Annotated in this window: 19 protein-coding genes and 1 pseudogene; 13 read left to right on the top strand and 7 right to left on the bottom strand. The window is 71.8% G+C overall.

The window, feature by feature from the left end; all coding sequences use genetic code 11:
• Positions 1 to 61 precede the first annotated feature (61 nt).
• A complete protein-coding gene (locus tag AMYTH_RS0101315) occupies positions 62 to 1222 on the top strand; it encodes an LCP family protein (RefSeq protein ID WP_027928776.1) in 1161 nt (386 codons plus the stop codon).
• On the opposite strand, the gene AMYTH_RS0101320 is transcribed toward AMYTH_RS0101315, so the two are convergent.
• Positions 1219 to 1950 (bottom strand): hypothetical protein, encoded by a 732-nt coding sequence (locus AMYTH_RS0101320; protein WP_027928777.1) that lies wholly within the window; start codon positions 1948 to 1950, stop codon positions 1219 to 1221. The two genes, AMYTH_RS0101315 and AMYTH_RS0101320, sit on opposite strands and share 4 nt — an antisense overlap.
• A gap of 60 nt (positions 1951 to 2010) precedes the next feature.
• Between AMYTH_RS0101320 and AMYTH_RS0101325 the strand changes: the two genes are divergently transcribed.
• The 3 genes from AMYTH_RS0101325 (at position 2011) to AMYTH_RS0101335 (ending at position 5516) form a co-directional block, all read left to right on the top strand.
• Positions 2011 to 2601: a GNAT family N-acetyltransferase gene (locus AMYTH_RS0101325; RefSeq protein WP_027928778.1), complete on the top strand. Its 591-nt coding sequence runs from the start codon at positions 2011 to 2013 to the stop codon at positions 2599 to 2601.
• Between the two features lie 636 nt (positions 2602 to 3237).
• Entirely contained in the window at positions 3238 to 5064 is a 1827-nt protein-coding gene (locus AMYTH_RS0101330; protein WP_027928779.1) for an EAL domain-containing protein, read from the top strand.
• A complete protein-coding gene (locus AMYTH_RS0101335) occupies positions 5061 to 5516 on the top strand; it encodes a peroxiredoxin (protein WP_027928780.1) in 456 nt (151 codons plus the stop codon). The genes AMYTH_RS0101330 and AMYTH_RS0101335 overlap by 4 nt, the downstream gene beginning before the upstream one ends.
• A 13-nt stretch (positions 5517 to 5529) precedes the next feature.
• Here AMYTH_RS0101335 and AMYTH_RS51120 read toward each other — a convergent pair.
• The 4 genes and pseudogenes from AMYTH_RS51120 to AMYTH_RS0101350 all read right to left on the bottom strand — a co-directional run.
• Positions 5530 to 5628, bottom strand: a pseudogene (locus tag AMYTH_RS51120) (integrase core domain-containing protein); the annotation flags it as partial.
• 90 nt (positions 5629 to 5718) lie between these two features.
• Entirely contained in the window at positions 5719 to 7164 is a 1446-nt protein-coding gene (locus AMYTH_RS0101340; RefSeq protein ID WP_027928781.1) for a cytochrome P450, read from the bottom strand.
• A gap of 84 nt (positions 7165 to 7248) precedes the next feature.
• The gene (locus AMYTH_RS43365) at positions 7249 to 8319 is read right to left on the bottom strand and encodes a ribonucleotide-diphosphate reductase subunit beta (RefSeq protein ID WP_084022472.1); all 1071 of its coding nucleotides are present in this window, start codon (positions 8317 to 8319) and stop codon (positions 7249 to 7251) included.
• The gene (locus tag AMYTH_RS0101350; protein WP_027928782.1) at positions 8316 to 11114 is read right to left on the bottom strand and encodes a ribonucleoside-diphosphate reductase subunit alpha; all 2799 of its coding nucleotides are present in this window, start codon (positions 11112 to 11114) and stop codon (positions 8316 to 8318) included. Before AMYTH_RS0101350 ends, AMYTH_RS43365 begins: the two co-directional genes overlap by 4 nt.
• Before the next feature lie 276 nt (positions 11115 to 11390).
• Here AMYTH_RS0101350 and AMYTH_RS0101355 point away from each other — a divergent pair, with 276 nt between their 5' ends.
• The 8 genes from AMYTH_RS0101355 (at position 11391) to AMYTH_RS0101390 (ending at position 20688) form a co-directional block, all read left to right on the top strand.
• Positions 11391 to 12173, top strand: coding sequence for a TIGR03084 family metal-binding protein (locus tag AMYTH_RS0101355; RefSeq protein WP_027928783.1), 783 nt, complete (start codon positions 11391 to 11393; stop codon positions 12171 to 12173).
• Entirely contained in the window at positions 12170 to 13864 is a 1695-nt protein-coding gene (locus tag AMYTH_RS0101360; RefSeq protein ID WP_027928784.1) for an acyclic terpene utilization AtuA family protein, read from the top strand. Before AMYTH_RS0101355 ends, AMYTH_RS0101360 begins: the two co-directional genes overlap by 4 nt.
• Positions 13861 to 15009: an acyl-CoA dehydrogenase family protein gene (locus tag AMYTH_RS0101365; protein ID WP_027928785.1), complete on the top strand. Its 1149-nt coding sequence runs from the start codon at positions 13861 to 13863 to the stop codon at positions 15007 to 15009. Before AMYTH_RS0101360 ends, AMYTH_RS0101365 begins: the two co-directional genes overlap by 4 nt.
• Entirely contained in the window at positions 15006 to 16604 is a 1599-nt protein-coding gene (locus AMYTH_RS0101370; RefSeq protein WP_027928786.1) for an acyl-CoA carboxylase subunit beta, read from the top strand. The genes AMYTH_RS0101365 and AMYTH_RS0101370 overlap by 4 nt, the downstream gene beginning before the upstream one ends.
• Positions 16605 to 16609: 5 nt before the next feature.
• Positions 16610 to 18556, top strand: coding sequence for an ATP-binding protein (locus AMYTH_RS0101375; protein ID WP_027928787.1), 1947 nt, complete (start codon positions 16610 to 16612; stop codon positions 18554 to 18556).
• Positions 18553 to 19710 carry an acyl-CoA dehydrogenase family protein gene (locus AMYTH_RS0101380; protein ID WP_017982969.1) on the top strand — a complete coding sequence of 386 codons (1158 nt, stop codon included), beginning with the start codon at positions 18553 to 18555 and terminating at the stop codon, positions 19708 to 19710. The genes AMYTH_RS0101375 and AMYTH_RS0101380 overlap by 4 nt, the downstream gene beginning before the upstream one ends.
• 11 nt (positions 19711 to 19721) lie before the next feature.
• Complete coding sequence (locus AMYTH_RS0101385) at positions 19722 to 20336, top strand: TetR/AcrR family transcriptional regulator (protein WP_027928788.1); 615 nt, start codon at positions 19722 to 19724, stop codon at positions 20334 to 20336.
• 127 nt (positions 20337 to 20463) lie between these two features.
• Complete coding sequence (locus AMYTH_RS0101390; protein ID WP_017982967.1) at positions 20464 to 20688, top strand: hypothetical protein; 225 nt, start codon at positions 20464 to 20466, stop codon at positions 20686 to 20688.
• 621 nt (positions 20689 to 21309) lie between these two features.
• Here the strand turns inward: AMYTH_RS0101390 and AMYTH_RS0101395 are convergent.
• Entirely contained in the window at positions 21310 to 21759 is a 450-nt protein-coding gene (locus AMYTH_RS0101395; RefSeq protein ID WP_027928789.1) for a MarR family winged helix-turn-helix transcriptional regulator, read from the bottom strand.
• Positions 21760 to 21866: 107 nt separating this feature from the next.
• Between AMYTH_RS0101395 and AMYTH_RS0101400 the strand changes: the two genes are divergently transcribed.
• Positions 21867 to 22514, top strand: a complete 648-nt coding sequence (locus AMYTH_RS0101400) for a nitroreductase family protein (protein WP_027928790.1) — start codon at positions 21867 to 21869, stop codon at positions 22512 to 22514.
• 3 nt (positions 22515 to 22517) lie between these two features.
• On the opposite strand, the gene AMYTH_RS0101405 is transcribed toward AMYTH_RS0101400, so the two are convergent.
• On the bottom strand, positions 22518 to 23888 hold the full coding sequence (locus tag AMYTH_RS0101405; RefSeq protein ID WP_027928791.1) for a purine-cytosine permease family protein: 1371 nt from the start codon (positions 23886 to 23888) through the stop codon (positions 22518 to 22520).
• Between the last annotated feature and the right edge of the window lie 149 nt (positions 23889 to 24037).

Below are 24037 nucleotides of genomic sequence, written 5' to 3' on the forward strand. Positions count from 1 at the left end.
GATGACGTTTGCGGTTCACTAGGGGCGTCCTAGGGCCGGTCGATCGGGGAACGGTGATGGCGTGACGAACCAGGGTGGCTATCCGCCGCGCGTGCCGCCGCGCGGCCCGCGACAGCACCAGCCCGCGCAGATGATGCCGTTGCCCGGCCGCGAGGGCGCCTACCGCCAGCCACCGCCGCGCCGCCCCGGACCGCCGCCGACGCGGGCCATGCCCTCCCGCGGCGACGTCCCGCCGCCCCCGCCGCCCGCCGCGCGCCGTCCACGCCGCCGGTTCGGCCCCGGCAAGGTGCTGCTCACCCTGCTGTCGGTGTTCGTGCTGTTCCTCGCCGGCGTGTGGGTGTACCTGGAGTTCTCGATCAACCGGGTCGCCGCGCTGGAGGACTACGAGGGCCGCCCCGCCGCGGGCGAGGGCACCAACTGGCTCATCGTCGGCTCGGACAGCCGCGAAGGCCTCACCGCCGAGGACGAGCAGCGGCTGGTCACCGGCGACGTCGAGGCCGCCGGCGGCGGTCAGCGCACCGACACGATGATGATCGCGCACCTGCCGGACAACGACACCAAGCCGACGCTGGTCAGCCTGCCGCGCGACTCCGAGGTCGCCATCCCCGGCCACGGCACCAGCAAGATCAACGCGGCGTTCTCGATCGGCGGCGCGCCGCTGCTGGTCAAGACCGTCGAGCAGGCCACCGGGCTGCGCATCGACCACTACGCCGAGATCGGGTTCGGCGGGTTCGCCAACATCGTCGACGCGATCGGCGGCGTCGACATGTGCGTCGACAAGGAGATGCACGACACCGTCACCGGCATCACGATCCCGGCCGGGTGCCAGGAACTCGACGGCGCGCACGCGCTCGGGTTCGTCCGGATGCGGCACAGCGACGCGACCCCGCGGTCGGACCTGGACCGGGTGGAGAACCAGCGCAAGTTCATCGGCGCGCTGGTCAGCCAGATCGCCAGCCCCGGCACCCTGCTCAACCCGTTCGACGTGTTCCCGCTGCTGGGCGCCGCGCCGGACGCGCTGACCATGGACGAGGGCGACCACCTGCACAACCTGGTCGGGCTGGCGTGGGCGATGCGGGGCATCTCCTCGGACGGCGTGCTGTCCACGACGGTGCCGGTCACGTCCGGCTCGGCCGAGCACTGGGACAAGACCAAGTCGAAGCAGCTGTGGGACGCGCTGCGCAACGACACGGTGGTGCCCGACAGCGCGATCATGACCTAGTCGCGCAGGAAGCCGCCGGGATCGGCTTTCCCGGCGGCCGACAGGCTCACCAGGATGTCGCTCAGCGTGAAGGTGCGCTCCAGCGCCTCGTGCAGGATCTTCAGCTGGGCCCGGATCTCCTCCAGCTGCTCGCGGGGCCGGTGCTCGGCCAGGTAGCGGGCGATCTCGGCGCGCGCCCGCGGCGTCAGCGGGTCCCGCAGGTCCAGCGTGCCGGGCGATTCCAGCGGTCGGTCCGGCCGGGCCATCAGGCCGGCCAGCCGCCCGACGGGATCGGTGACCGGGTCCGGGCCGGGGAAGAGCCCGAGCGCGCGCGGATCGGGCAGCGCCGGGCCGGCGAGGACCATCCGCAGGTGGTCGATGCGGCTGAACTTCTCCCACATCCCGTTCTTGAGCCGTCCGTACGCCTGCGGGTCGAGGGCGGCGAGACAGCCGCCGAGACGGGTCATCTCGGAGTTCAGGCCACGCAGGTCCGCCGCCTGCTGCCGGGCGGCGGCGTGCAGGCGGCGCACCCAGGACGTCTGCGCGCGGACGTCTTCCTCGCTCATCGTGGCGGTGTTTTCCAGGAACCCCAGCAGGTAGTCGCCGTTGTCGGCGATGCGGTGCGCACGCAGGTAGAGCACGAACAGTTCGGCGCCGAGCGCGTTCAGCTTGGCGTCCTTGCGGGCGGTCAGCGCCTTGGGCGTGATCGCGAGGACGGCGTCCAGGATCGCCCGGAAGAACTCCAGCATGCGTCGTGCATACCGGAAAAGTCCCGTGCGGGCCACGACCCTGGCGAGGATGATCGGGGGATGCAGATCCCTGCGGAGACCCTCTCGGACGGGGTGATCCTGCTGCGCCGGTGGTGGGCCGGCGACGCCGAGCTCCTCCACCGCCTGGTCAACGAGTCCCTGGACCACCTCGCGCCCTGGATGCCGTGGGCGGTGGACGGCTACACCGAGCGCGACGCGCGGGAGTTCCTGACGCTGACCCGGGAAAGCTGGCTCGCGGCGGAGACCTTCGACTACGCGATCGTCGCGCCGGACGGGGCGGTCGCCGGCAGTTGCGGGCTGATGGCGCGCATCGGCCGCGGCGGGCTCGAAGTGGGCTACTGGCTGGCCAAGGCCTACACGGGCCGGGGCTGGGCCACCCGCGCGGCGCGCCTGCTGACCGACGAGGCGTTCCGGGTCGGCGCCAACCGGGTGGAGATCGTGCACGACGTCGCCAACCACCGCAGCGGCGCCGTGCCCGCCCGGCTCGGCTTCACCCGGCTCGACGAGCGCCCCACCCGCCTCCCCGGCGGAACGGCCGCCACGGGGCGGGTCGCGGTGTGGCGGAAGGTCGCGCCCGGGGGATCGTCGCTGGGCGGCGCCCCGCGCGGCGGCGGGTGGGTGCGGGGCTGACCGCCGGAGTGGGGCATGGTGTGGAGGAAGGCTGCCCGGGGCCGTCGCTGGGTGGCGGCCCGCGCGGGGTTGACCACCCACGGGGGCGCGTGCGTGTGGCGGACGGCGGGAGCCTGGTGATCGTCGCTGGGCGGCCCCGCGGCGGCGGCGGGTGGGTGCGGGGCTGACCGCCGCTGGGCGGGGCATGGTGTGGAGGAAGGCTGCCCGGGGGCGGCGTCGCTGGGTGGCGGCCCGCGCGGGGTTGACTACCGCTGGGCGGGTCGCGGTGTGGCGGAAGACCGCGCCCGGGGGATCATCGCCGGGCGGCACCCCGCGCGGCGGCGGGTGGATGCGGGGCTGACCGCCACGGGGAGTTGCCCTGCCTGCGGCCGGGCGTCGCGGGCGGTGGAGCAGAAATGGGGACCGCGCCGGGACGCGGTAGCCGAAAAAACACGAGCAGTGACGACATCTACACTGATCATCACACGTTCGGCCGGTAGACAAGTCTGTCCGGGCGTGATGGCGTGGCATGACTTCGGGGCGGATCCGGCCCGGGGTGGGCTTGTCGGCGCCCGGACCGGGCCTGACCTGGCCCTTGTCGTTCTCCGGAAGAGGTGGAGCGTGTCGGAACCTGGTGCCGCACCAGGGTTGGCGGACGTGGCCCGGCGCTGGGCCGCGCGGTTGGCTGACACGGACGGAGTATCACTTCCCCCGGACGAGCTCGCGCAGCTCCTGCACGACTTCGCGCGCACCGCGGTCGCCGAGGCCGAAGCGGCTCGCGACGCCGCCATGCGCCGCTTCACCACGCTCTACAGCACCGCTCCCGTCGGCATCGCGATGGCCGACCCGGACGGCCGGATCGTCGAGGTCAACAAGGAGCTCGGCAAGTTCCTCGGGCACAAGCCGGACCGCCTGCGCGGCCGCCGCCTCACCGAGCTGGGCTTCGACGACCGCGACCGCGAGAAGCTGGCCGCCGGTCTGGCCGAGCTCGCCGAGACCGACCTGGACGAGTTCACCGACCGGGTTCGCCTCGGCCACGCCGACGACGCCGGCGTGTGGGCCGACATCGTGCTCACCCGCCTGCCCGGCGACCGGCCCGGCACCCTCTTCCCGGTGCTGATGGCCTCCGACGCCAACGAGGTCCACACGCTCCAGGAAACGTTGCGGCACCAGAGCATCCACGACTCGCTCACCGGCCTGTCCAACGCGTCCCGCTTCCGCACGCTGCTGGAGTCCGCGCTCGGTTCGTCGGCGCGCGGTCAGGTGGCGTTGATCTACCTGGACCTCGACGGGTTCAAGGTGGTCAACGACGGGCTCGGCGCCGGTGTCGGCGACGCGGTGCTGCGTGGCGTGGCGAACAAGCTCAAGGAAGCGTTCACCGGCCACGACGCGCTGGTGGCGCGCCTGTCCGGGGACGGGTTCGCGGTGCTGCTGCGCGGGGAGCTGACCACGTCGGGAGTGATCAGTCTCGTCGAGACCGCGCTGGAGGACCTCGCCGAGCCGATCTACATCGGCGAGCACGGCGTCGGGGTGAGCGCGAGCGCCGGGATCGTGGTGCGCGACGTGCGGGACGGCGGTGTCGAGGACATCGAGCGCGCGGCGGAGATCGCGCTGCACCGCGCCAAGGAGGCAGGCAAGGCGCAGTGGATGCTGTTCGACCCGGAGCTCGACGCGCGTGACCGCGCCCGCTACCGGCTCGGCGCGGAGATCGCCGGCGCGCTGGAGAACGGGCAGTTCGAGCTGATCTACCAGCCCACCGTCAAGCTGGCCAAGCCCGACGAGATCGCCGCGGTCAACGCCGGGCTGCGCTGGCACCACCCGGAGCTGGGTGAGCTGCCCGCCGAGGAGTTCTTCCCGCTGGCCGAGACGACCGGCATGACGATCCCGCTCGGCAAGTGGCTGCTGACCGAGTCGCTGCGGGCGACCGCGCGCTGGCGCGAACGCTACGGCGAGGCCGCGCCGGACGTATGCATCCGCCTGCCGAACCGGCTCGCGATCGAGCCGGACCTGGTGGCGCTGGTCAAGGAGCAGCTGGACCGCAACGAGCTGCCGGCCAGGGCGCTGCGGTTGTGCACGGACAGCTCGTCGATCCTGGACCCGCGCGGCGAGGTGCTCGACTCGCTCACCGTGCTGGCCGACCTCGGCGCGAAGCTGGTGCTCACGGTGCAGGGCTCGGCCGATCTGGAGCTGATCCCGCGGCACCAGCTGTCGGTGCAGCACGTGATCCTGTCCGGGCCGGTCGTCGACGCGCTCGCCGACGGCGAGCCGGAGGTCGCGGCGCGGCACCTGGACCAGCTGGTGACGCGGGCGCGTGAGCTGAAGTTGCGGATCGGCGCGGAGGGTGTGCGCAGCCACGAGCAGGCCGAACGGCTGCGGCGGCACGGCGTGATCGCGGCCCGCGGACCGTTCGTGGCCGACACCGCGACCGGCGACGAGGTGGACCAGCTCATCGAGCAGCACACCGGTGCGGCGGTGACCGGGTGAAGCCGGGGGACGTCGTCCCGGACTTCACGCTGCCGGACGAGCGGGGCGAACCGCGGTCGCTGAGCGGGTTCCTGTCGGCCGGGCCGGTGGTGTTGTTCTTCTACCCGGCGGCGTTGACGCCCGGCTGCACCGCGGAGAGCTGCCACTTCCGGGACCTGGCGAAGGAGTTCGCCGAGGTCGGGGCGCAGCGAGTGGGGATCAGCCCGGACCCGGTGGCTCGGCAGCAGGAGTTCAGCGCGCGGCACGGGTTCGACTACCCGCTCCTGTCGGACGCCGAGGGAGAGGTCGCGAGGAAGTTCGGCGTGCGGCGGTCGTTCGGCCCGCTGCTGACGAAGCGGCACACGTTCGTCATCGACACCGACCGGCGCCTGCTGGAAGTCGTCAAGAGCGAACTGAGGATGTCCGTGCACGCCGACAAGGCGCTGGAAGTGCTGCGGGCGCGCACCCGCTAGATGTACCCGGCCATCAGGTTGGTAGCGGCCGGCTAAGGGGCGGCTTGCCTCCGAGTGCGCTGTGGCGGCGTTCAGTGTTGTAGAGCTTGATCCAGGGTGCAAGGGCAGTTGCCGCCGCGTCGGCGTGATCGTCGGCCGGCGGGCAGCCAACGCCGCAGGCCGACTGCGGGCGCGCAGCCGGTGGCGGCCGCGCGCCCATCGCTCACCGCAGGCGCTGCAACCGCACCGTCAGGCCGTCCACCGGCACCGGCAGCGACACGTAGTCCCACTTGATGCGGTATCCCTCGGGCACCGACCAGCGGTACGTGCGCAGCATTTCGTGCATCAGGAGCTTCACCTCGTTGTTCCCGAAGTGCATCCCGATGCACTTGTGCGCCCCGCCGCCGAAGGGCATCCACGCGAACCGGTGCGACTTGTCCTCCCGCCTGCCCTCCGCGAACCGCTCGGGGTCGAACGCCCGCGGGTTCGTCCAGTGGTCCGGCGAGTAGTGGTTGGTGTTCGGCGAGACGCTGCACATCGTGCCGGCCGGGATGTAGTGGCCCAGCACCTCCGTGTCCTTCACCGTCTTGCGCGGCAGTGACGGCACCGGCGCGGTCAGCCGCAGCGCCTCCTTGATCACCAGGTCCAGCGTCTTCAACGACTCCAGCGCCTCGAGGTCCGGCAGCTCGTCACCCAGCGCCAGGGACTCCTCCCGCGCCCGTTCCTGCCACGAAGGGTGCTTCGCCAGGTGGTAGGCCACCGCGGAGCTGGTGATCGTCGCCGTGTCGTGGGCCGCCATCATCAGGAAGATCATGTGGTTCACGACGTCGTCGTCGGTGAACTCGGCCCCGTCGTCGCCGCGCGCGTGGCACAGCGCCGAGAACAGGTCCGCGCCCTCGCTGCGCCGCTTCGACGGCAGCTTCTCCGCGAAGTACCGCTCCAGCACCCGCCGCCCGTGCAGGCCCGCCGCCCACCGGCCGCCCGGCACCGGCACCCGCACCAGCGCCGTCGCCGCCCGGACCGTGCCCACGAACGCCCGGTTGATCGCGTCGGCGTCCGCGCCCGGCGGCATGTCCATGAACACCCGCGACGCCACATCCAGCGTGAGCCGCTTCAGCAGCCAGTACAACCGTGGCCGCTCGGCGCCCGCCCAGGCTGCCACACCGGAGCGCAGCACCGGCGCCGCCTGCCGCATGTAGCCGGCGAGCTTGTCCCGCGTGAACGCCTCCTGCATGATCCGCCGGTGCAGGTGGTGTTCCTCGAAGTCCAGCAGCATCAGCCCGCGGTGGAAGAACCGCTCGATGAAGAACTGCCAGCCCTCCTGCGAGAACGCCTTGTCCTTGTTCACCAGCGCGGTCTGGGTGGCGTCCGGGCCGGCCAGCACGACGATCCGCTGCCCGAACGCCCCCATCCACGACACCGGCCCGTACTTTTCGAAGCGGTGCAGCGCGAAGTCCAGCCCGAACCGCATCGACTCGATGGCGTGCCCGATGATCGGCGCGCCCGCGTCACCCACGATCGGGGACAGCCCGCTGCCCGCGGGTGGCGTGGCGAGCTCCCGCACCGGCCACCGCTGGTCCATCAGGCGGCGGTCGACGGCCCGGGGGAGGGGGATGGCGGTCAGGGGTGGAACACGTTCCCGGAATGCCCTGACGACGGCACTGGTCACGATCGCGCCTCCTTGCGACAACACGTGTGATCACACCGTCCCGCACCACCCCCTCTCCCGGCAAGGGTGAAATTTAGCGAGCGCTCAGTCCCAGGCGAGCGACCCGCCCGTCTGGTACTCGGTCACCCGCGTCTCGAAGAAGTTCTTCTCCTTGCGCAGGTCCATCGCCTCCGACATCCACGGGAACGGGTTCTCGTTCTCGCCGAAGATCGGGGCCAGCCCGAGCTGCTGGGCGCGCCGGTCGGTGATGAAGCGCAGGTACTGCTCGCACAGCGCCGCCGACAGCCCGAGCATCCCGCGCGGCATCGTGTCCCGCGCGTAGGCGACCTCCAGCTCGCACGCCTCGGTCAGCATCTGCCGCACCTCGGCCTGGAACTCCGGCGACCACAGGTGCGGGTTCTCGATCTTGATCTGGTTGATGCAGTCGATGCCGAAGTTCAGGTGGATCGACTCGTCGCGCAGGATGTACTGGAACTGCTCGGCGATCCCCACCATCTTGTTGCGCCGCCCCAGCGACAGGATCTGCGCGAACCCGGTGTAGAACCACATGCCCTCGAACACCACGTAGAACGCCACCAGGTCACGCAGGAAGTCCTGGTCGGCGGCCGCCGTGCCGGTCGCGAAGTCCGGGTTCTCCAGGTTCCGCGTGTACTTCAGCGCCCACGCGTCCTTGTCGGTGATCGACGGGACCTCGCGGTAGGCGTTGAACAGCTCGCCCTCGTCCAGGCCGAGGCTCTCGCAGATGTACTGGAACGTGTGCGTGTGCACGGCCTCCTCGAACGCCTGGCGCAGCAGGTACTGGCGGCACTCCGGGTTGGTGATCTGCCGGTACACCGCCAGCACCAGGTTGTTCGCCACCAGCGACTCGGCCGTGGCGAAGAACCCGAGGTTGCGCTTGACCATGCGCCGCTCGTCCTCGGTCAGCCCGTCCGGCGACTTCCACAGCGCGATGTCGGCCTGCATCGCCACCTCGGTCGGCATCCAGTGGTTCGTGCAGCCGGCCAGGTACTTCTCCCACGCCCAGTGGTACTTCAGCGGCAGCAGCTGGTTGACGTCGGCGCGGGCGTTGATCATCGCCTTGTCGTCGACGCTGACCCGGTCCGCGCCGCGGCTGATCGCGCCCAGCCCGGTCGCGTCGGTTTCCACGGTGCTCACTGGCAGGCCTCGCAATCGGGGTCGTCGATCCGGCACGCGGCGAACTCGGGCTCCGGCACGGCAGCGGGCACGGCAGCCGGAACCGCGGCGGGCACCGCGTTGAGCTTGCCGTCGGTGCCACGCAAGGTGCTCTTCTCCACGCTCGTGGCGGCCTTGGCACGCAGGTAGTAGGTCGTCTTCAGGCCCTTGTGCCAGGCGTACCGGTACAGCTCGTCGAGCTTGCGGCCGCTCGGCGCGGCGATGTAGAGGTTGAGCGACTGGGCCTGGTCGATCCACTTCTGCCGGCGCGACGCCGCGTCCACCAGCCAGCGGCTGTCGATCTCGAACGCGGTCGCGTACAGCCGCTTCAGGTCGGCCGGCACCCGGTCGATCTGCGCGAGGCTGCCGTCGAAGTACTTCAGGTCCGCCACCATCGCCTCGTCCCACAGGCCGCGCTCCTTCAGCGCCGCGACCAGGTGCGGGTTGACCACGGTGAAGTCGCCGGACATGTTCGACTTGACGTAGAGGTTCTGGAACAGCGGCTCGATCGACTGCCCGACCCCGCAGATGTTGGAGATCGTCGCGGTCGGCGCGATCGCCATCACGTTGGAGTTGCGCATCCCGCCGCGCACCACCGCACGCAGCGCGTCCCAGTCCAGAGTGGACGACGAGTCGACGTCCAGCGCGTCACCCTGGCGCGCCTCGGCCAGCAGCCGCAGCGAGTCCAGCGGCAGCACGCCCTGGCTCCACAGCGAGCCCTCGAACGTCTCGTAGGCGCCCCGCTCCCGGGCGAGCTGCGCGGACGCGGCGATCGCGTGGTAGCTCAGGTGCTCCATGCTGCGGTCGGCGAACTCCACCGCCTCCGGGCTGTCCACCGGCAGGCCGAGCGTGAACAACGCGTCCTGGTAGCCCATCAGCCCCAACCCGACCGGGCGGTGCCGCAGGTTGGACCGGCGGGCCTCCGGGATCGTGTAGAAGTTGATGTCCACGACGTTGTCCAGCATCCGCACCGCGGTACGCACCGTGCGCTCCAGCTTCGCGGTGTCCAGACCGTCGGCGGTGACGTGCCGGGCCAGGTTGACCGAGCCGAGGTTGCACACGGCGACCTCGTCGGCGCTGGTGTTCAGCGTGATCTCGGTGCACAGGTTGGACGAGTGCACCACGCCCGCGTGCTGCTGCGGCGAGCGCAGGTTGCACGGGTCCTTGAAGGTGATCCACGGGTGCCCGGTCTCGAACAGCATGGTCAGCATCCGCCGCCACAGCTCGACCGCCCGCACCCGGCGGAACACCCGGATCTCGCCGCGATCGGCCGCGGCCTCGTACTCGCGGTAGCGCTGGGCGAACGCGTTGCCGTAGAGGTCGTGCAGGTCCGGGGTCTCGTCGGGGGAGAACAGCGTCCACTGCGCGTCGGCCTCGACGCGGCGCAGGAACTCGTCGGGCACCCAGTTGGCGGTGTTCATGTCGTGGGTGCGGCGCCGGTCGTCGCCGGTGTTCTTGCGCAGGTCGAGGAACTCCTCGACGTCGATGTGCCAGGTCTCCAGGTACGCGCACGCCGCGCCCTTGCGCTTCCCGCCCTGGTTGACCGCCACCGCAGTGTCGTTGGCGATCTTCAGGAACGGCACCACGCCCTGGGAGGTGCCGTTGGTGCCCTTGATGTGGGCGCCGAGGCCGCGCACCGGGGTCCAGTCGTTGCCCAGCCCGCCGGAGTACTTCGCCAGCAGCGCGTTGTTCTTGTAGGACTGGAAGATCGCGTCCAGGCTGTCCTCGACCGTGGTGAGGAAGCACGACGACAGCTGCGCCCGGGTGGTGCCGGAGTTGAACAGCGTCGGCGTGGAGGCCATGAAGTCGAAGCTGGACAGCAGGTCGTAGAACTCGACGGCACGGGCCTCGCGGTCGTCCTCACGCAGGGCCAGGCCCATCGCCACCCGCAGGAAGAACGCCTGCGGCAGCTCGAACCGGGTGCCTTGCTCGTGCAGGAAGTACCGGTCGTAGAGGGTCTGCAGCCCGAGGAAGCCGAAGTCCAGGTCGCGCTCCGGGCGGATCGCGGCGGTGACCGTGTCCAGGTCGAAGCGGGCCAGCTCCGGGTCCACCAGCTCCAGCTCGATCGCGTGGCGCAGGTAGTCGCGGAAGTAGGCGGGGTAGTCCAGCTCGGCCTGCGAGGCCTGGCGCGGCTCGCCCGCGAGGTGGCTGAGCGCCTCGCCGCGCAGCTTGTCCAGCAGCAGGCGGGCGGTGACGGCCGAGTAGTTCGGCTCCCGCTCGACCAGGGTGCGGGCGGCCATGATCAGCGCCAGGGCCAGCTCGTCGGCGCTGATTCCGTCGTAGAGGTTGCGCTCGGCCTCGGCCAGCACCGGCTCGGCCGCGACATCGGCGATCCCGGCGACCGCCTCGCCGACGACGCGGGCGATGCGCTCGCGGTCCAGCGGGCGCAGCTCGCCGTCCGGGTGCGTGACCCGGATCGCCGCTGGTGGCGGCGTGGTTTCGCGGGCCTTGGCGTGCTCCTCGCGGTAGAGCACGTAGGCGCGGGCGACCTTGTGGTGGCCACCGCGCATCAGCGCCAGCTCCACCAGGTCCTGGATCTGCTCCAGGTGCACGGCGTCACCGGTGGCGTGGCGGCGCAGCGAGGCCTCGACCTGCGCGGTCAGCTCGGCCACGACGTGGTGGATCCGCGACGACGCGGCGGCCCCGTCGCCCTCGGCCGCGAGGAAGGCCTTGGTCAGCGCGACGGAGATCCGGCTCGCGTCGAACGGCGACGCCTCGCCGTCCCGGCGGATCACCCGCAGCGTGGCTGCCGGCGCCGGGGAGGTTTCCACAGACATGCATCACTCCGTTTTCGGGCGCGTTTCATCGGCACACCGGCCTGGGTGCCGGCGTGCTGGGGGTGGGCACGACTCGTACCGGACGGGCCCGCGCTCGCTTCCCCAGCCGTCGGACCCTGCCGGTGATCGAAGACTACATCTTGGGGTCGCCCTGTCCAGATACCCCAAGATGCGGGCGTGTCGGCGTGGCGTGCTAGCCAAAACAATCAAGCGTGCTTGATTTTTCCGCGGACTGGTGCCAGGCTCGGCGCCAAGCGTGCGCGAGGAGGCGATGGCGTGGCGGACCCCGGACCGATCCTGCGGGACCTGGCCGACGAGAGCCGGGAGCTCGACGACCTGGTGAGCGAGGCGAGGTGGTCGACCCCGACCCCGGCGAAGGGCTGGACGATCGCGCACCAGATCGCGCACCTGGCGTGGACCGACGCCAAGTCGCTGGTCGCGGTGCGCACCCCGGACGAGTTCCCGGCCGAAGTGCAGCGGGCGCTGGCCGCGGGCGACGACTTCGTCGACCAGGGCGCGCGGGAACTGGCCGCGAAACCACGTGACGAGGTGCTGGCGATGTGGCGGTCCGGGCGCGACGAGCTGGCCCGCGAACTGGCGCGCGTGCCGGAGGGCCAGAAGCTGCCGTGGTACGGGCCGCCGATGAGCGCCGCGTCCATGGCGACCGCGCGGCTGATGGAAACCTGGGCGCACGCGCAGGACGTGTACGACGCGCTCGGCCTGCGGCGGGAGCCGGCCCGGCGGCTGTGGCAGATCGCGCGGTTCGGCGTGCGCACCCGCGACTTCGCATTCTCGGTGCACGGACTCACACCGCCCGCCGAGGAGTTCCGCGTCGAACTGTCCGGTGTAGACGGTGAGGAGTGGACGTTCGGCCCGGCGGACGCGGCGCAGCGCGTCACCGGGTCCGCGCTCGGGTTCTGCCTCGTCGTCACGCAGCGGCGGCACCCGGCCGACACCGACGTCGTCGCCATCGGGCCGGACGCCGAGAAGTGGCTGGAGATCGCACAGGCCTTCGCCGGGCCGCCCGGGGCCGGCCGGAAGGCGGGGCAGTTCGCATGAGCGACGTGCTGCGCATCGGCAACGCCTCCGGGTTCTACGGCGACCGGTTCTCCGCCGTGCGCGAGATGCTCACCGGCGGCCCGCTGGACGTGCTGACCGGGGACTACCTCGCCGAGCTGACCATGCTGATACTCGGCCGCGACCGGCTCAAGGACCCCAGCCGCGGCTACGCCAAGACCTTCCTGCGCCAGATGGCGGACAACCTCGCGCTGGCCAAGGAGAACGGCGTCCGGATCGTCACCAACGCGGGCGGCCTCAACCCGGCCGGACTGGCCGCCGCGATCCGCGAGCTGGCCGGGGAGCTGGGCCTGGACATCGCCGTGGCTCACGTCGAGGGCGACGATCTGCTGTCCAGAGTGGACGAGCTGGGGCTCGGGAAACCGCTGACCGCCAACGCCTACCTCGGCGCGTGGGGCATCGCCGCGTGCCTGGAGCGCGGCGCGGACGTGGTCGTCACCGGCCGCGTCACCGACGCCTCGCTGGTCGTCGGCCCGGCCGCCGCGCACTTCGGGTGGGCCCGCGACGACTACGACGCCCTCGCCGGGGCGGTCGCCGCCGGGCACGTCATCGAATGCGGCGCCCAGGCCACCGGCGGCAACTACGCGTTCTTCACCGAACACGACACCGGCACCCCCGGCTTCCCGATCGCGGAGATCGCCGCCGACGGCTCCAGCGTGATCACCAAGCACCCGGGCACCGGGGGAGCGGTGACCGCGGGCACCGTCACCGCCCAGCTGCTCTACGAGATCGCCGGGGCCCGCTACGCCGGACCGGACGTCACCGCCCGGTTCGACACGCTGACCCTGACCGAGGACGGCCCGGACCGGGTGCGGATCTCCGGCACCCGCGGCGAGGCACCGCCGCCGACGCTCAAGGTCTGCCTGAACACCCTCGGCGGCTTCCGCAACGAGACCACGTTCGTGCTGACCGGACTGGACATCGAGGCCAAGGCGGCGCTGGTGCGCGACCAGCTCGAAGGCGCGCTGAAGGACCGGCCGCCCGCCGAGATCCGCTGGACGCTGGCCCGCACCGACCACGAGGACGCCGACACCGAGCAGCGCGCCAGCGCGTTGCTGCACTGCGCGGTCAAGGACGCCGACCCCAAGGTGGCCGGACGCGCGTTCAGCGGCGCGGCGATCGAACTGGCCCTGGCCAGCTACCCCGGCTTCCACGTCACCGCGCCGCCCTCGGACGCCTCGCCGTACGGCGTCTACACCGCGGCCTACGTGGACGCCGCCGAGGTGCCACACGTGGCCGTGCTGCCGGACGGCTCCCGGGTGGACATCGCACCCGCGGCCGACACGCTTCCGTTGTCCGAAGTGGACGAGCCGGAGCTCCCGGAACCGCTGCCCGACGGGCCGGCCCGGCGCGTGCCGCTGGGCACGATCCTCGGCGCCCGCAGCGGCGACAAGGGCGGCGACGCCAACCTCGGCGTGTGGGCACGCTCCGACGACGCGTGGCGCTGGCTCGCGCACCACCTCACCGTCGAGGAGTTCCAGCGGCTGCTGCCGGAAACCGCGGACATCACCGTCCGCCGGTACGCGCTGCCCAACCTGCGTGCGCTCAACTTCGTCGTCGAAGGACTGCTCGGCCAGGGCGTCGCGGCGCAGGCCCGGTTCGACCCGCAGGCCAAGGCGCTCGGCGAGTGGCTGCGCTCGCGCCACGCCGACATCCCGGAGGTGCTGCTGTGACCGACCCGTTCGCCACGCCCGAGCGGACCGCGCTGCGCAAGACCGTGCGCCGGTTCGTCGAGGCCGAGGTGCTGCCGCACCTGGACGAGTGGGAGCGCGCCGGCGAGCTGCCGCGCGAGCTGCACCGCAAGGCAGGCGAGATCGGCCTGCTCGGGGTGTCGTTCCCGGAGAGCGCCGGCGGCGGTGGCGGCGACTTCCTGGACGCGATGACCGTCACCGAGGAGATCCTGTACGCGGGCGGATCGGGCGGGCTGATCGCGTCGCTGTTCACCAACGGCATCGCGCTGCCGCACATTGTCACCGCGGGCGACTCCGAGCAGATCGAACGCTGGGTGCGGCCGACCATCGAGGGCCGTCTCATCGGGTCGCTGGCGATCACCGAGCCCGACGGCGGCTCCGACGTCGCCGGCATCCGTACCACCGCTCGCCGGGAGGGCGACCACTATGTCGTCAACGGCGCCAAGACCTACATCACCTCCGGCACTCGCGCCGACTTCGTGACCACCGCGGTGCGCACCGGCGGGCCCGGCGCCCACGGGGTCTCGCTGCTGGTGATCGAGCGCGGCACACCGGGGTTCACGGTCAGCCGCAAGCTGGAAAAGATGGGCTGGCACTGCTCGGACACCGCCGAGCTGTCGTTCGCCGACGCCCGGGTGCCCGCGACGAACCTGGTCGGCGAGGAGAACACCGGGTTCATCCAGATCGCGACCCACTTCGTCACCGAGCGGCTCTCGCTCGCGGTGCAGGGCTACGCGACTGCCCAGCGCGCGCTGGACCTGACGCTGGAGTGGTGCCGGCTGCGGGAGACGTTCGGCCGTCCGCTGATCTCCCGCCAGCTGGTGCAGCACAAGCTCGTGGAAATGGCCAGGCGGATCGACCTCGCCCGCGTCTACACCCGGCACGTCGCGCAGCGGTTCGTCGCCGGTGACGAGGTCATCGCGGAGGCCTGCTTCGCGAAGAACACCGCGGTCGAGACGGCCGAGTGGGTGGTCAACGAGGCGGTCCAGCTGCACGGCGGCCTCGGCTACCTGCGGGAGTCCGAAGTGGAACGGCACTACCGCGATGTCCGCATCCTCGGCATCGGCGGCGGCACCAACGAGATCCTGGCGGGTCTCGCGGCGAAACGATTGGGGTACACGGCTTGAGCGTGATCCGGTCCGGAGTGGACACAGGGAGCGCGGAGTTCGCGGCCAACCGGGAGGCGATGGCGGCCAAGCTCGCCGAACTCGAGGCCGAGCACGCGAAGGCGATCGCGGGTGGCGGCGAGAAGTACGTGGCGCGCCACCGCAAGCGCGGCAAGCTGCTCGCGCGCGAGCGGATCGAGCTGCTGATCGACGAGGACTCCCCGTTCCTCGAACTGTCGCCGCTGGCCGCCTGGGGCACCGACTACACCGTCGGCGGCAGCGTGGTCAGCGGCGTCGGCGTCGTGGAAGGCGTCGAGTGCATGATCGTGGCCAACGACCCGACCGTGAAGGGCGGCGCGAGCAACCCGGCGACGCTGAAGAAGAGCCTGCGGGCGGCGGAGATCGCGGCGGAGAACCGGCTGCCGACGATCAACCTGGTCGAGTCCGGCGGCGCGGACCTGCCCACCCAGAAGGAGATCTTCATCCCGGGCGGGCGCACCTTCCGCAACCTGACGAACTCCTCGGCCGAGCGCATCCCCACCATCGCGCTGGTGTTCGGCAACTCCACCGCGGGCGGCGCCTACCTGCCCGGCATGTCCGACTACGTGGTGATGGTCAAGGAACGCGCGAAGGTGTTCCTGGGCGGCCCGCCGCTGGTCAAGATGGCGACGGGGGAGGAGTCCGACGACGAGTCGCTGGGCGGCGCGGAGATGCACGCGCGCACCTCCGGCCTGGCCGACTACCTCGCGCACGACGAGCAGGACGCGATCCGCATCGGCCGCAGCATCGTCAAGCGGCTGAACTGGCACAAGCAGGGCCCGTCCCCGAAACCGGACTACGACGAGCCGCTGCTGGACGCCGAGGACCTGCTCGGCATCGTGCCCGCGGACCTGAAGGTCCCGTTCGACCCGCGCGAGGTGATCGCCCGCGTCGTGGACGACTCCGACTTCGACGAGTTCAAACCGCTTTACGGCACCAGCCTGGTCACCGGATGGGCGAGCCTGCACGGCTACCCGGTCGGCATCCTCGCCAACGCGCAGGGCGTGCTGTTCAGCGAGGAGTCGCAGAAGGCGACGCAGTTCATCCAGCTCGCCAACCAGACCGACACGCCGCTGCTGTTCCTGCACAACACCACCGGCTACATGGTCGGCAAGGAGTACGAGCAGGGCGGCATCATCAAGCACGGCGCGATGATGATCAACGCGGTGTCCAACTCGAAGGTGCCGCACCTGTCCGTGCTGATGGGCGCGTCCTACGGCGCCGGGCACTACGGCATGTGCGGGCGGGCGTACGGGCCGCGGTTCCTGTTCGCCTGGCCCAGCGCGAAGTCCGCGGTGATGGGCCCGGCGCAACTGGCCGGTGTGCTGTCGATCGTGGCCCGCCAGGCCGCGGCCGGGCGCGGCCAGCCCTACGACGAGGACGCCGACGCCGCGATGCGCGCGATGGTCGAGCAGCAGATCGAGGCCGAGTCGCTCCCGATGTTCCTGTCCGGCATGCTCTACGACGACGGCATCATCGACCCGCGGGACACCCGGACCGTGCTCGGGCTGTGCCTGTCCGCCATCCACAATGGACCGATCAGGGGCGCCGAGGGCTTCGGCGTCTTCCGGATGTGAGTGACGTGATCGACAACGTTCTGGTCGCCAACCGCGGGGAGATCGCCCGCCGCGTGTTCCGCACCTGCTCGGCGCTGGGCATCGCCCGGACGGCCGTGTTCTCCGACGCTGACGCCGCGTCACCGCACGTGGCGGAGGCGGACGCGGCGGTCCGGCTGCCCGGCAACACGCCGTCCGAGACCTACCTGCGCGCCGACCTGCTGGTCGAGGCCGCGCGCTCGGCGGGCGCGGACGCCGTCCACCCCGGCTACGGATTCCTGTCCGAGAACGCCGGGTTCGCGCGGGCGGTGATCGACGCCGGGCTCACCTGGATCGGCCCGCCGCCGTCCGCGATCGAGACCATGGGCTCCAAAGTGGAGTCCAAGCGCCTGATGGACGCCGCCGGGGTGCCGGTGCTGTCCGAACTGGACCCGTCCGCGGTCACCGAAGGTGATCTTCCGGTGCTGGTCAAGGCATCCGCCGGTGGCGGCGGACGCGGGATGCGCGTGGTGCGGACGCTCGGTGAACTCGCCGAGGCCGTGCGGAGCGCGAGCGCGGAGGCCGCGTCGGCGTTCGGCGACCCGACGGTGTTCTGCGAGCGGTACCTGGAGACCGGGCGGCACATCGAGGTCCAGGTGCTCGCCGACACCCACGGCACGGTGTGGGCGCTGGGGGAGCGGGAGTGCTCGATCCAGCGGCGGCACCAGAAGGTCGTCGAAGAGGCGCCGTCGCCCCTGGTCGACGACGCGATGCGGGCCGAACTGTTCGACGCCGCGCGCAAGGCCGCGAAGGCGATCGACTACGTCGGCGCCGGCACCGTCGAGTTCCTCGCCACATCCGACGGGCGGTTCTACTTCCTGGAGATGAACACGCGCCTGCAGGTCGAGCACCCGGTCACCGAGTGCGTCACCGGCCTGGACCTGGTGGCTCTGCAGATCCGGATCGCCGAGGGCGAGCGGCTGCCCGCCGAGCCGCCCGCGTCGCGGGGGCACGCGATCGAGGTGCGGCTGTACGCCGAAGACCCGGCCGCCGGGTGGCAGCCGCAGAGCGGCACGCTGCACCGGTTCGAGATCCCGGGCGTGGACGCCGAATTCGCCCTCGGCGGCGAGGCCGGGCTGCGGCTGGACGCGGGCGTGGTGGACGGCTCGGTGGTGGGCGTGCACTACGACCCGATGCTCGCCAAGGTGATCGCCTGGGCCCCGACGCGCGCCGAAGCGGCCCGGCGCCTGGCGCGGGCGCTGGCCGGCGCACGCATCCACGGGTTGCGCACCAACCGTGACCTGCTGGTCAACATCCTGCGGCACGAGGAGTTCCTGGCCGGCAAGACAGACACGGCGTTCCTGGACCGGCACGGGCTGGACGTCCTGTCCCGGCCCGCCGCGGACGCCGCCGGCGTGCGGTGGTCGGCGACCGCGGCGGCGCTGGCCGAGGCCGCCGCCAACCGGGCATCGGCGCGGACCCTCGGCAGGCTGCCCGCCGGGTGGCGCAATGTGGCCTCCGCGCCGCTGCGCAAGCGCTACCTCGCCGGGGACACCGAGGTCGAGGTCACCTACCGTCCCGGGCTCCGCCTGGACGACGCGGAAGTCGTGGAGGCCACCCCGGACCGGGTGGTGCTCGACGTCGACGGCGTCCGGCGCGTGTTCCTCGTCGGCCGGTACCGCGGGCTGGTGTGCGTCGACTCCGCGCTCGGCGCCGTCGACCTCGTCCCGGTGCCGCGGTTCACCGACCCGGAGGCCGCGCTCGCCGCGGGTTCGCTGGTCGCGCCGATGCCGGGCACCGTCCTGCGGATCGCCGTCGCGGCCGGGGACACCGTCGCCGCCGGTGACCCCCTGCTGTGGCTGGAAGCCATGAAGATGGAACACCGGATCACCGCGCCGGCCGACGGCGAGGTCACCGACCTGCCCGTGACGGTGGGGCAGCAGGTCGAACCGGGCACCGTTCTCGCCGTCGTCACGCCGAAGGAGCAAGCATGAATTTCGTCGAGTCCGAAGAGCGGATCGCGCTGCGCAAGGCGGTCGGCGACCTGGCCCGCGCCTACGGGCACGAGTACTACGTGAAGGTCGCGCGCAGCGGCGGCCACACCAGCGATCTGTGGAACGAGGCCGGGCGGCTGGGGTACCTCGGCGTGTCGGTGCCCGAGGAGTACGGCGGCGGTGGCGCCGGGATCGGCGACCTCGCCGCGGTGTGCGAGGAGTTCTGCGCCGCGGGCACGCCGATGCTGCTGATGGTGGTGTCCCCGGCGATCTGCGCCACCGTGATCGCCCGGTACGGCACCGACGAGCAGAAGCGCTCGTGGCTGCCCCGGTTCGCCACCGGCGAGGTGCGGATGTCCTTCGCCATCACCGAACCCGACGCGGGGTCCAATTCGCACCGTCTCAAGACGACGGCACGCCGGGACGGCGCCGACTGGATCCTCAACGGGCGCAAGGTGTTCATCTCCGGCGTCGACGAGGCCGACGCGGTGCTCGTCGTCGGCCGAACCGAGGACGCCAAGACCGGCAAGCTGAAGCCGGCGCTGTTCATCGTGCCCACCGGCACGCCCGGGTTCGAGTACAAGCAGATCGAGATGGACCTCGTCTCGGCCGACAAGCAGTTCGGCCTGTTCCTCGACGACGTCCGGCTGCCCGCCGAGGCGCTCGTCGGGTCCGAGGACGCGGCGCTGGCGCAGCTGTTCGCCGGGCTCAACCCGGAGCGGATCATGGGCGCGTCGTTCTCCATCGGCATCGCCCGGTACGCGCTGGACAAGGGCGTGGCGTACGCGAAGGAGCGCAGCGTGTGGGGCGCGCCGATCGGCACCCACCAGGGCATCGCGCACCCGCTGGCGCAGGTCAAGATCGAGCTCGAGCTGGCCAAGCTGATGACCCAGAAGGCCGCCGCGCTGTACGACTCCGGCGACGACTTCGGGGCGGGCGAGGCGGCGAACATGGCCAAGTACGCCGGCGCCGAGGTCGCGATCAAGGCGGTCGACCAGGCGATCCAGACCCACGGCGGCAACGGCATGGCGTCCGAGTACGGGCTGGGTACGCTGCTCGGGGCCGTCCGCGTCGGCCGGATCGCCCCGGTCAGCCGCGAGATGGTCCTCAACTTCGTCGCCCAGCACTCCCTGGGCCTCCCGAAGTCGTACTAGGAGGAAGACCCGTGCCGGAGCCCCGCCAGGAGCGCAGCCGGACCACCCGTCGCAAGCTCATCGACGCAGCCGTGGACTGCATCGGCGAGGTCGGGTGGGCCGGCACCACCGTCGCGCTCATCGCGCAGCGCGCCGGGGTCTCGCGCGGGGCCGCCCAGCACCACTTCCCGACGCGGGAGGACCTCGTCACGGCAGCGGTCGAGTACGTCGGCGAGGTGCAGATCGCCGAGATGCGGCGCGGCGCCGAGGGGCTGCCGTCCGGGCGGTCCCGCATCGAACCGGTCGTCGACATGCTGCTCAACCTCTACACCGGCCCGATGTTCCGCGCCGCGCTGCACCTGTGGGTCGCGGCGTCCAGCGATGAGTCCCTGCGGGCGGTGCTGGTGCCGCTGCAGGCCAAGGTCGGCCGGGAGGCGCACCGGCTGGCGGTCGATTTGCTCGGGGTCGACGAGGCGCGGCCCGGGGTGCGGGAACTGGTCCAGTCGACGCTCGACCTGGCCCGCGGGCTGGGCCTGGCGAACCTCCTCGCCGACGACACCTCCCGGCGGCGCCGGATCATCCGCCAGTGGGCCCGGGTCCTCGGCCCCGCCCTGCCCGAGCCGGAAGTCACCGCGGTAGGTGGTTGACGGCGTGTCGCGGGACCGGTCGTTAACACTAATGGACCAGTGTGCGATAACAGAGGCAACAGCAGGTGACGACGCAAGGGGGTAGATCCCGGTGTCCGGTACAGGTGAAGAGTTGTCCCATCGGGCGATGGCGATGCTGCGAGCGGTGGCCCAGGGCCGCGCCGTGATGTCGTCCAGCGTCGAACCGGACCTTTTCATCGACGGAGTCGCCTGCTGCGACCAGATGGCCGCGCACGCCCTCGCCCACGGCGGCTACATCCGCCCGGACGGCGACGGGGAGCGCCTGGTGCCCGCGGTGCTGACCGAGGCCGGGCGGGCGGTGCTGGCGCCGGCCGTCGGGCACGTCGCCTGACCTGAGCTGCGGCGCCGGGCGCGGTGCGCCTCGGCAGGTTGATCACGGTCGTGCTGACCCGAGGCGCGGCTCCCGGGTGCCTTGGTGCGCCCCGGCAGGTTGATCACGGTGGTGCTGACCCGAGGCGCGCCTCCGGGGTGCCTTGGTGCGCCCCGGCAGGTTGATCGCCGTCGTGCGGTGCTGGGGGGCGCTTGGTGCCCGGGGTGCTGACTGAGGCCGGGCGGGCGGTGCTGGTGTCGGCCGTCGGGCACGTCGCCTGACCCGAGCCACGACTCCGGGGCGGCTTGGTGCGCCCCGGCTGGCTGATCAGGGCCGCGCTGACCCGAGCCACGACTCCGGGGTGCCTTGGTGAGCGCCGGCAGGTTGATCACGGTGGTGCTGACCCGAGGCGCGGCTCCCGGGTGCCTTGGCGCGCCCTGGCGGGCTGATCGCCGTCGTCCGGTGCTGGGGGGCGCTTGGTGCCCGGGGTGCTGACCGGGGCCGGGCGGGCGGTGCTGGCGCCGGCCGTCGGCCACGTCGCCTGACCCGAGCCACGACTCCGGGGCGGCGCCTTGGTGCGCCCCGGCTGGCTGATCACCCCCGTGCGGCGCCGGCGCCGGTCCCGCGTGATCGGCGTCGCGGTCAATCCGCGGTCAGCAGCTTTCCGAGCAGCGCCGCGAGCTGATCGCGTTCCCCCGCGGACAGCGCCGCGAACGTGCGGTCCAGGAACCCGGGCGTCGCCGCCTCGGCTTTCGCCAGCGCCTGGCGCCCGGCGGCGGTGATCGTCACCGCGTACGCCCGCCGGTCCCGCGGATCCCGCTCCCGCCGGACGTGGCCGGCCTTCTCCAGGTCATCGGCGATCCCGACCATCACGCTGCGGTCGATCCGCAGTTCCTCGCTCAGCACCTGCTGCGAACGCGGCCCCACCGCCGCGAGCATCTTCAGCACCAGGTGCTGCCCGACCCCCAGTCCCTGCTCGCCCGCGGCCTTCTCCGCCGCCCGGGCCACCGACGCCGACGCCCGGCACAGCGCGATGTCGAGCCGTTCCGCCGCGAGCCGCGGGAAGTAGGACTCCTCCGATCTGGCCGCCATGACGCGCACACTACCACGAATCGTCTGCTCGCCAATTGTTTGACAGCAGATCAATCACAACCGTATGGTCGCAAACAATCTGCTTACAGATGATCTGGGAGACGCTGATGACGCTCGATCTGACCGCCGACGAGGTCCTGTCCACCACTCGTGCCGTGCGCAAGCGCCTCGACTTCACCCGGCCTGTGCCGCGCCACCTCATCGAGGAGTGCGTCGACCTCGCCACCCAGGCCCCGACCGGACGCAACCGCCAGCGCTGGCACTTCCTGGTCGTCACGGGGAAGGCCCAGCGCGCCGCGGTGGCCGGCATCTTCCGGCGCGCGGTCCAGCTGGCGAGCGGCCGGCCGCTCACCGACAAGGACCTGCGCCGCATGACCGCCCACCCCGGGTCGATGCGGCGCATCGGCGAGGGCGCCCAGTACCTCTACGACAACATCCACCGGGTGCCGGCGTTCGTGATCCCGGCCGTCGAGGGCCGCACCGACCACGCGCCGGTGCTGGACCAGGCGATGACGTGGGGCTCGATCCTGCCCGCCGTCTGGAGCTTCATGCTCGCCGCGCGCAACCGCGGCCTCGGAACGGTCTGGACCACCGCGCACGCGCCGCTGGAGAAGGAACTCGCCGCCACCCTCGGCGTGCCGCACGACGAGGTCATGCTGGCCGCGCTCGTGCCGCTCGCCTTCACCCTCGGCACCGAATTCCGGCCCGCGCCGCGCATCGACCGGCGCGAGGTCCTGCACTGGGACCGCTGGTGACCCTCAGCCGCGCGCCCAGCGACGGCCCACCGCCGCGTACAACCCGGCCGCCAGCGCGAACCCGACGAAACACGTCACGTCGCCCACCTCCGGCACCGCCCGCGGCACCGGACCCGCGTACAGCGTCTGGTTCGCGAACAACGCGATCGACACCACCGCCGCGACCAGGAACGCCACCAGTCCCTGCCAGCCCCACCGCCCGGTGTCCGGCAGCAGGCGCGCCAGCCCGGCCTGCCCGCGCCGCATCAACTGGTCGGCGAACACCACACCCAGCCACGGGCTCACCCAGTACGCGATCACCAGCAGGAAGTGCTCGTAGGCCGTCCCCGCGTCGGCGAGCCCCAGCCACGCCAGCACGAACCCGACGACGCCGAACGCGACCGCCACCATCGCCCGCCGCCACGCGAGCGGCAGCTCCACGCCCAGCGTGAGGAACGCGAGCGCTCCGGAGTAGACGTTCAGCGCGTTGGCGGCCACCGCTCCGAGCGCGATCGCCAGCAGCGTCAGCGCGGACAACCAGCCCGGCATGTGCCCGGTGAACGCCGCCGTCGGGCTGCCGTCCCCGCCGCCCAGCGTTGCCGACGCCGCGCCCGTCGCCATCAGCACCGTCGTCGCCACGAACAAGCCGCTGCCCGCGGCCCAGCCGACCGCCCGGCCGCTCACCGACTCCGGCAGGTACCGCGTGTAGTCCGCCGCGTAGGGGTTCCAGCCCGCGGTGTACCCGAACGCCGCGCCGACCGTCAGCAGGAACCCGCCCACCCCGCCGGTCCCGCCGACCGCGCTCGGCGACGCCTGCGCGAACGTGACCACCGCCCCGATCGCGAACACCACCGCCAGCACCCCGAAGATCCAGCGTTCGTAGGCCTGCACCAGGTTGTGTCCGAAGAACGCGATCCCGATCTGCAGCACCACCACGATCACGAGACACAGCAGCACCGGCATCCCGGTCAGCGTGTTCAGCGCGAACGCCCCGCTGACGCTGTTGACCGCGAACCAGCCGATCCCCGCCGTCACCGACATCAACGCGGCGGGCACCGCGTTGCCGCGGTAGCCGAACGGCAGGCGGCTCAACACCATCTGCGGCACCCCGAACCGCGGCCCGCGCGCCGACAGCACGCCGTGCGACACCGCGCCCAGCCCGTTGCCGATCGCGACCGCGACCACCGCCTGCGCGAAGCTCAGCCCGAACGCCGACACCGCCAGCACGCCGACGAAGATCGTGGCGAACTCCAGGTTGGGCGAGGCCCAGGTCCAGAACAGCTGCCGCGGCCTGCCGTGCCGGTCCGCCACCGGCACCGGCTCGACACCACCCGGTTCGACCGCGACGACTTTTTCGCCGTATTCGCCTGTTTTTCGCCCTGTCGTGGTCGCCATGGCAGCACCGTAGGCAGTCGATGTTGCGTCCGTGTTGCACCATCGGGTGAACGGCGGAACTATTCCGGGCGGCCCGGCGACCAGGACGGCGAACCACCTCCGAACGGAAGGGACACCACCATGGAGACGCCGGGCAACTGCAACTGCGG

This window comes from Amycolatopsis thermoflava N1165 (assembly GCF_000473265.1).
GTDB lineage: Bacteria > Actinomycetota > Actinomycetes > Mycobacteriales > Pseudonocardiaceae > Amycolatopsis_E > Amycolatopsis_E thermoflava.

Excerpts from the sequence above, each read along its gene's own strand:
- AMYTH_RS0101400 (WP_027928790.1), top strand. The coding sequence starts at position 21,867 with ATGACGCTCGATCTGACCGCCGACGAGGTCCTGTCCACCACTCGTGCC.
- AMYTH_RS0101390 (WP_017982967.1), top strand. The coding sequence starts at position 20,464 with ATGGCGATGCTGCGAGCGGTGGCCCAGGGCCGCGCCGTGATGTCGTCC.
- AMYTH_RS0101405 (WP_027928791.1), bottom strand. The coding sequence starts at position 23,888 with ATGGCGACCACGACAGGGCGAAAAACAGGCGAATACGGCGAAAAAGTC.
- AMYTH_RS0101380 (WP_017982969.1), top strand. The coding sequence starts at position 18,553 with ATGAATTTCGTCGAGTCCGAAGAGCGGATCGCGCTGCGCAAGGCGGTC.
- AMYTH_RS0101395 (WP_027928789.1), bottom strand. The coding sequence starts at position 21,759 with ATGGCGGCCAGATCGGAGGAGTCCTACTTCCCGCGGCTCGCGGCGGAA.
- AMYTH_RS0101350 (WP_027928782.1), bottom strand. The coding sequence starts at position 11,114 with ATGTCTGTGGAAACCTCCCCGGCGCCGGCAGCCACGCTGCGGGTGATC.
- AMYTH_RS0101320 (WP_027928777.1), bottom strand. The coding sequence starts at position 1,950 with ATGCTGGAGTTCTTCCGGGCGATCCTGGACGCCGTCCTCGCGATCACG.
- AMYTH_RS0101325 (WP_027928778.1), top strand. The coding sequence starts at position 2,011 with ATGCAGATCCCTGCGGAGACCCTCTCGGACGGGGTGATCCTGCTGCGC.
- AMYTH_RS0101360 (WP_027928784.1), top strand. The coding sequence starts at position 12,170 with ATGAGCGACGTGCTGCGCATCGGCAACGCCTCCGGGTTCTACGGCGAC.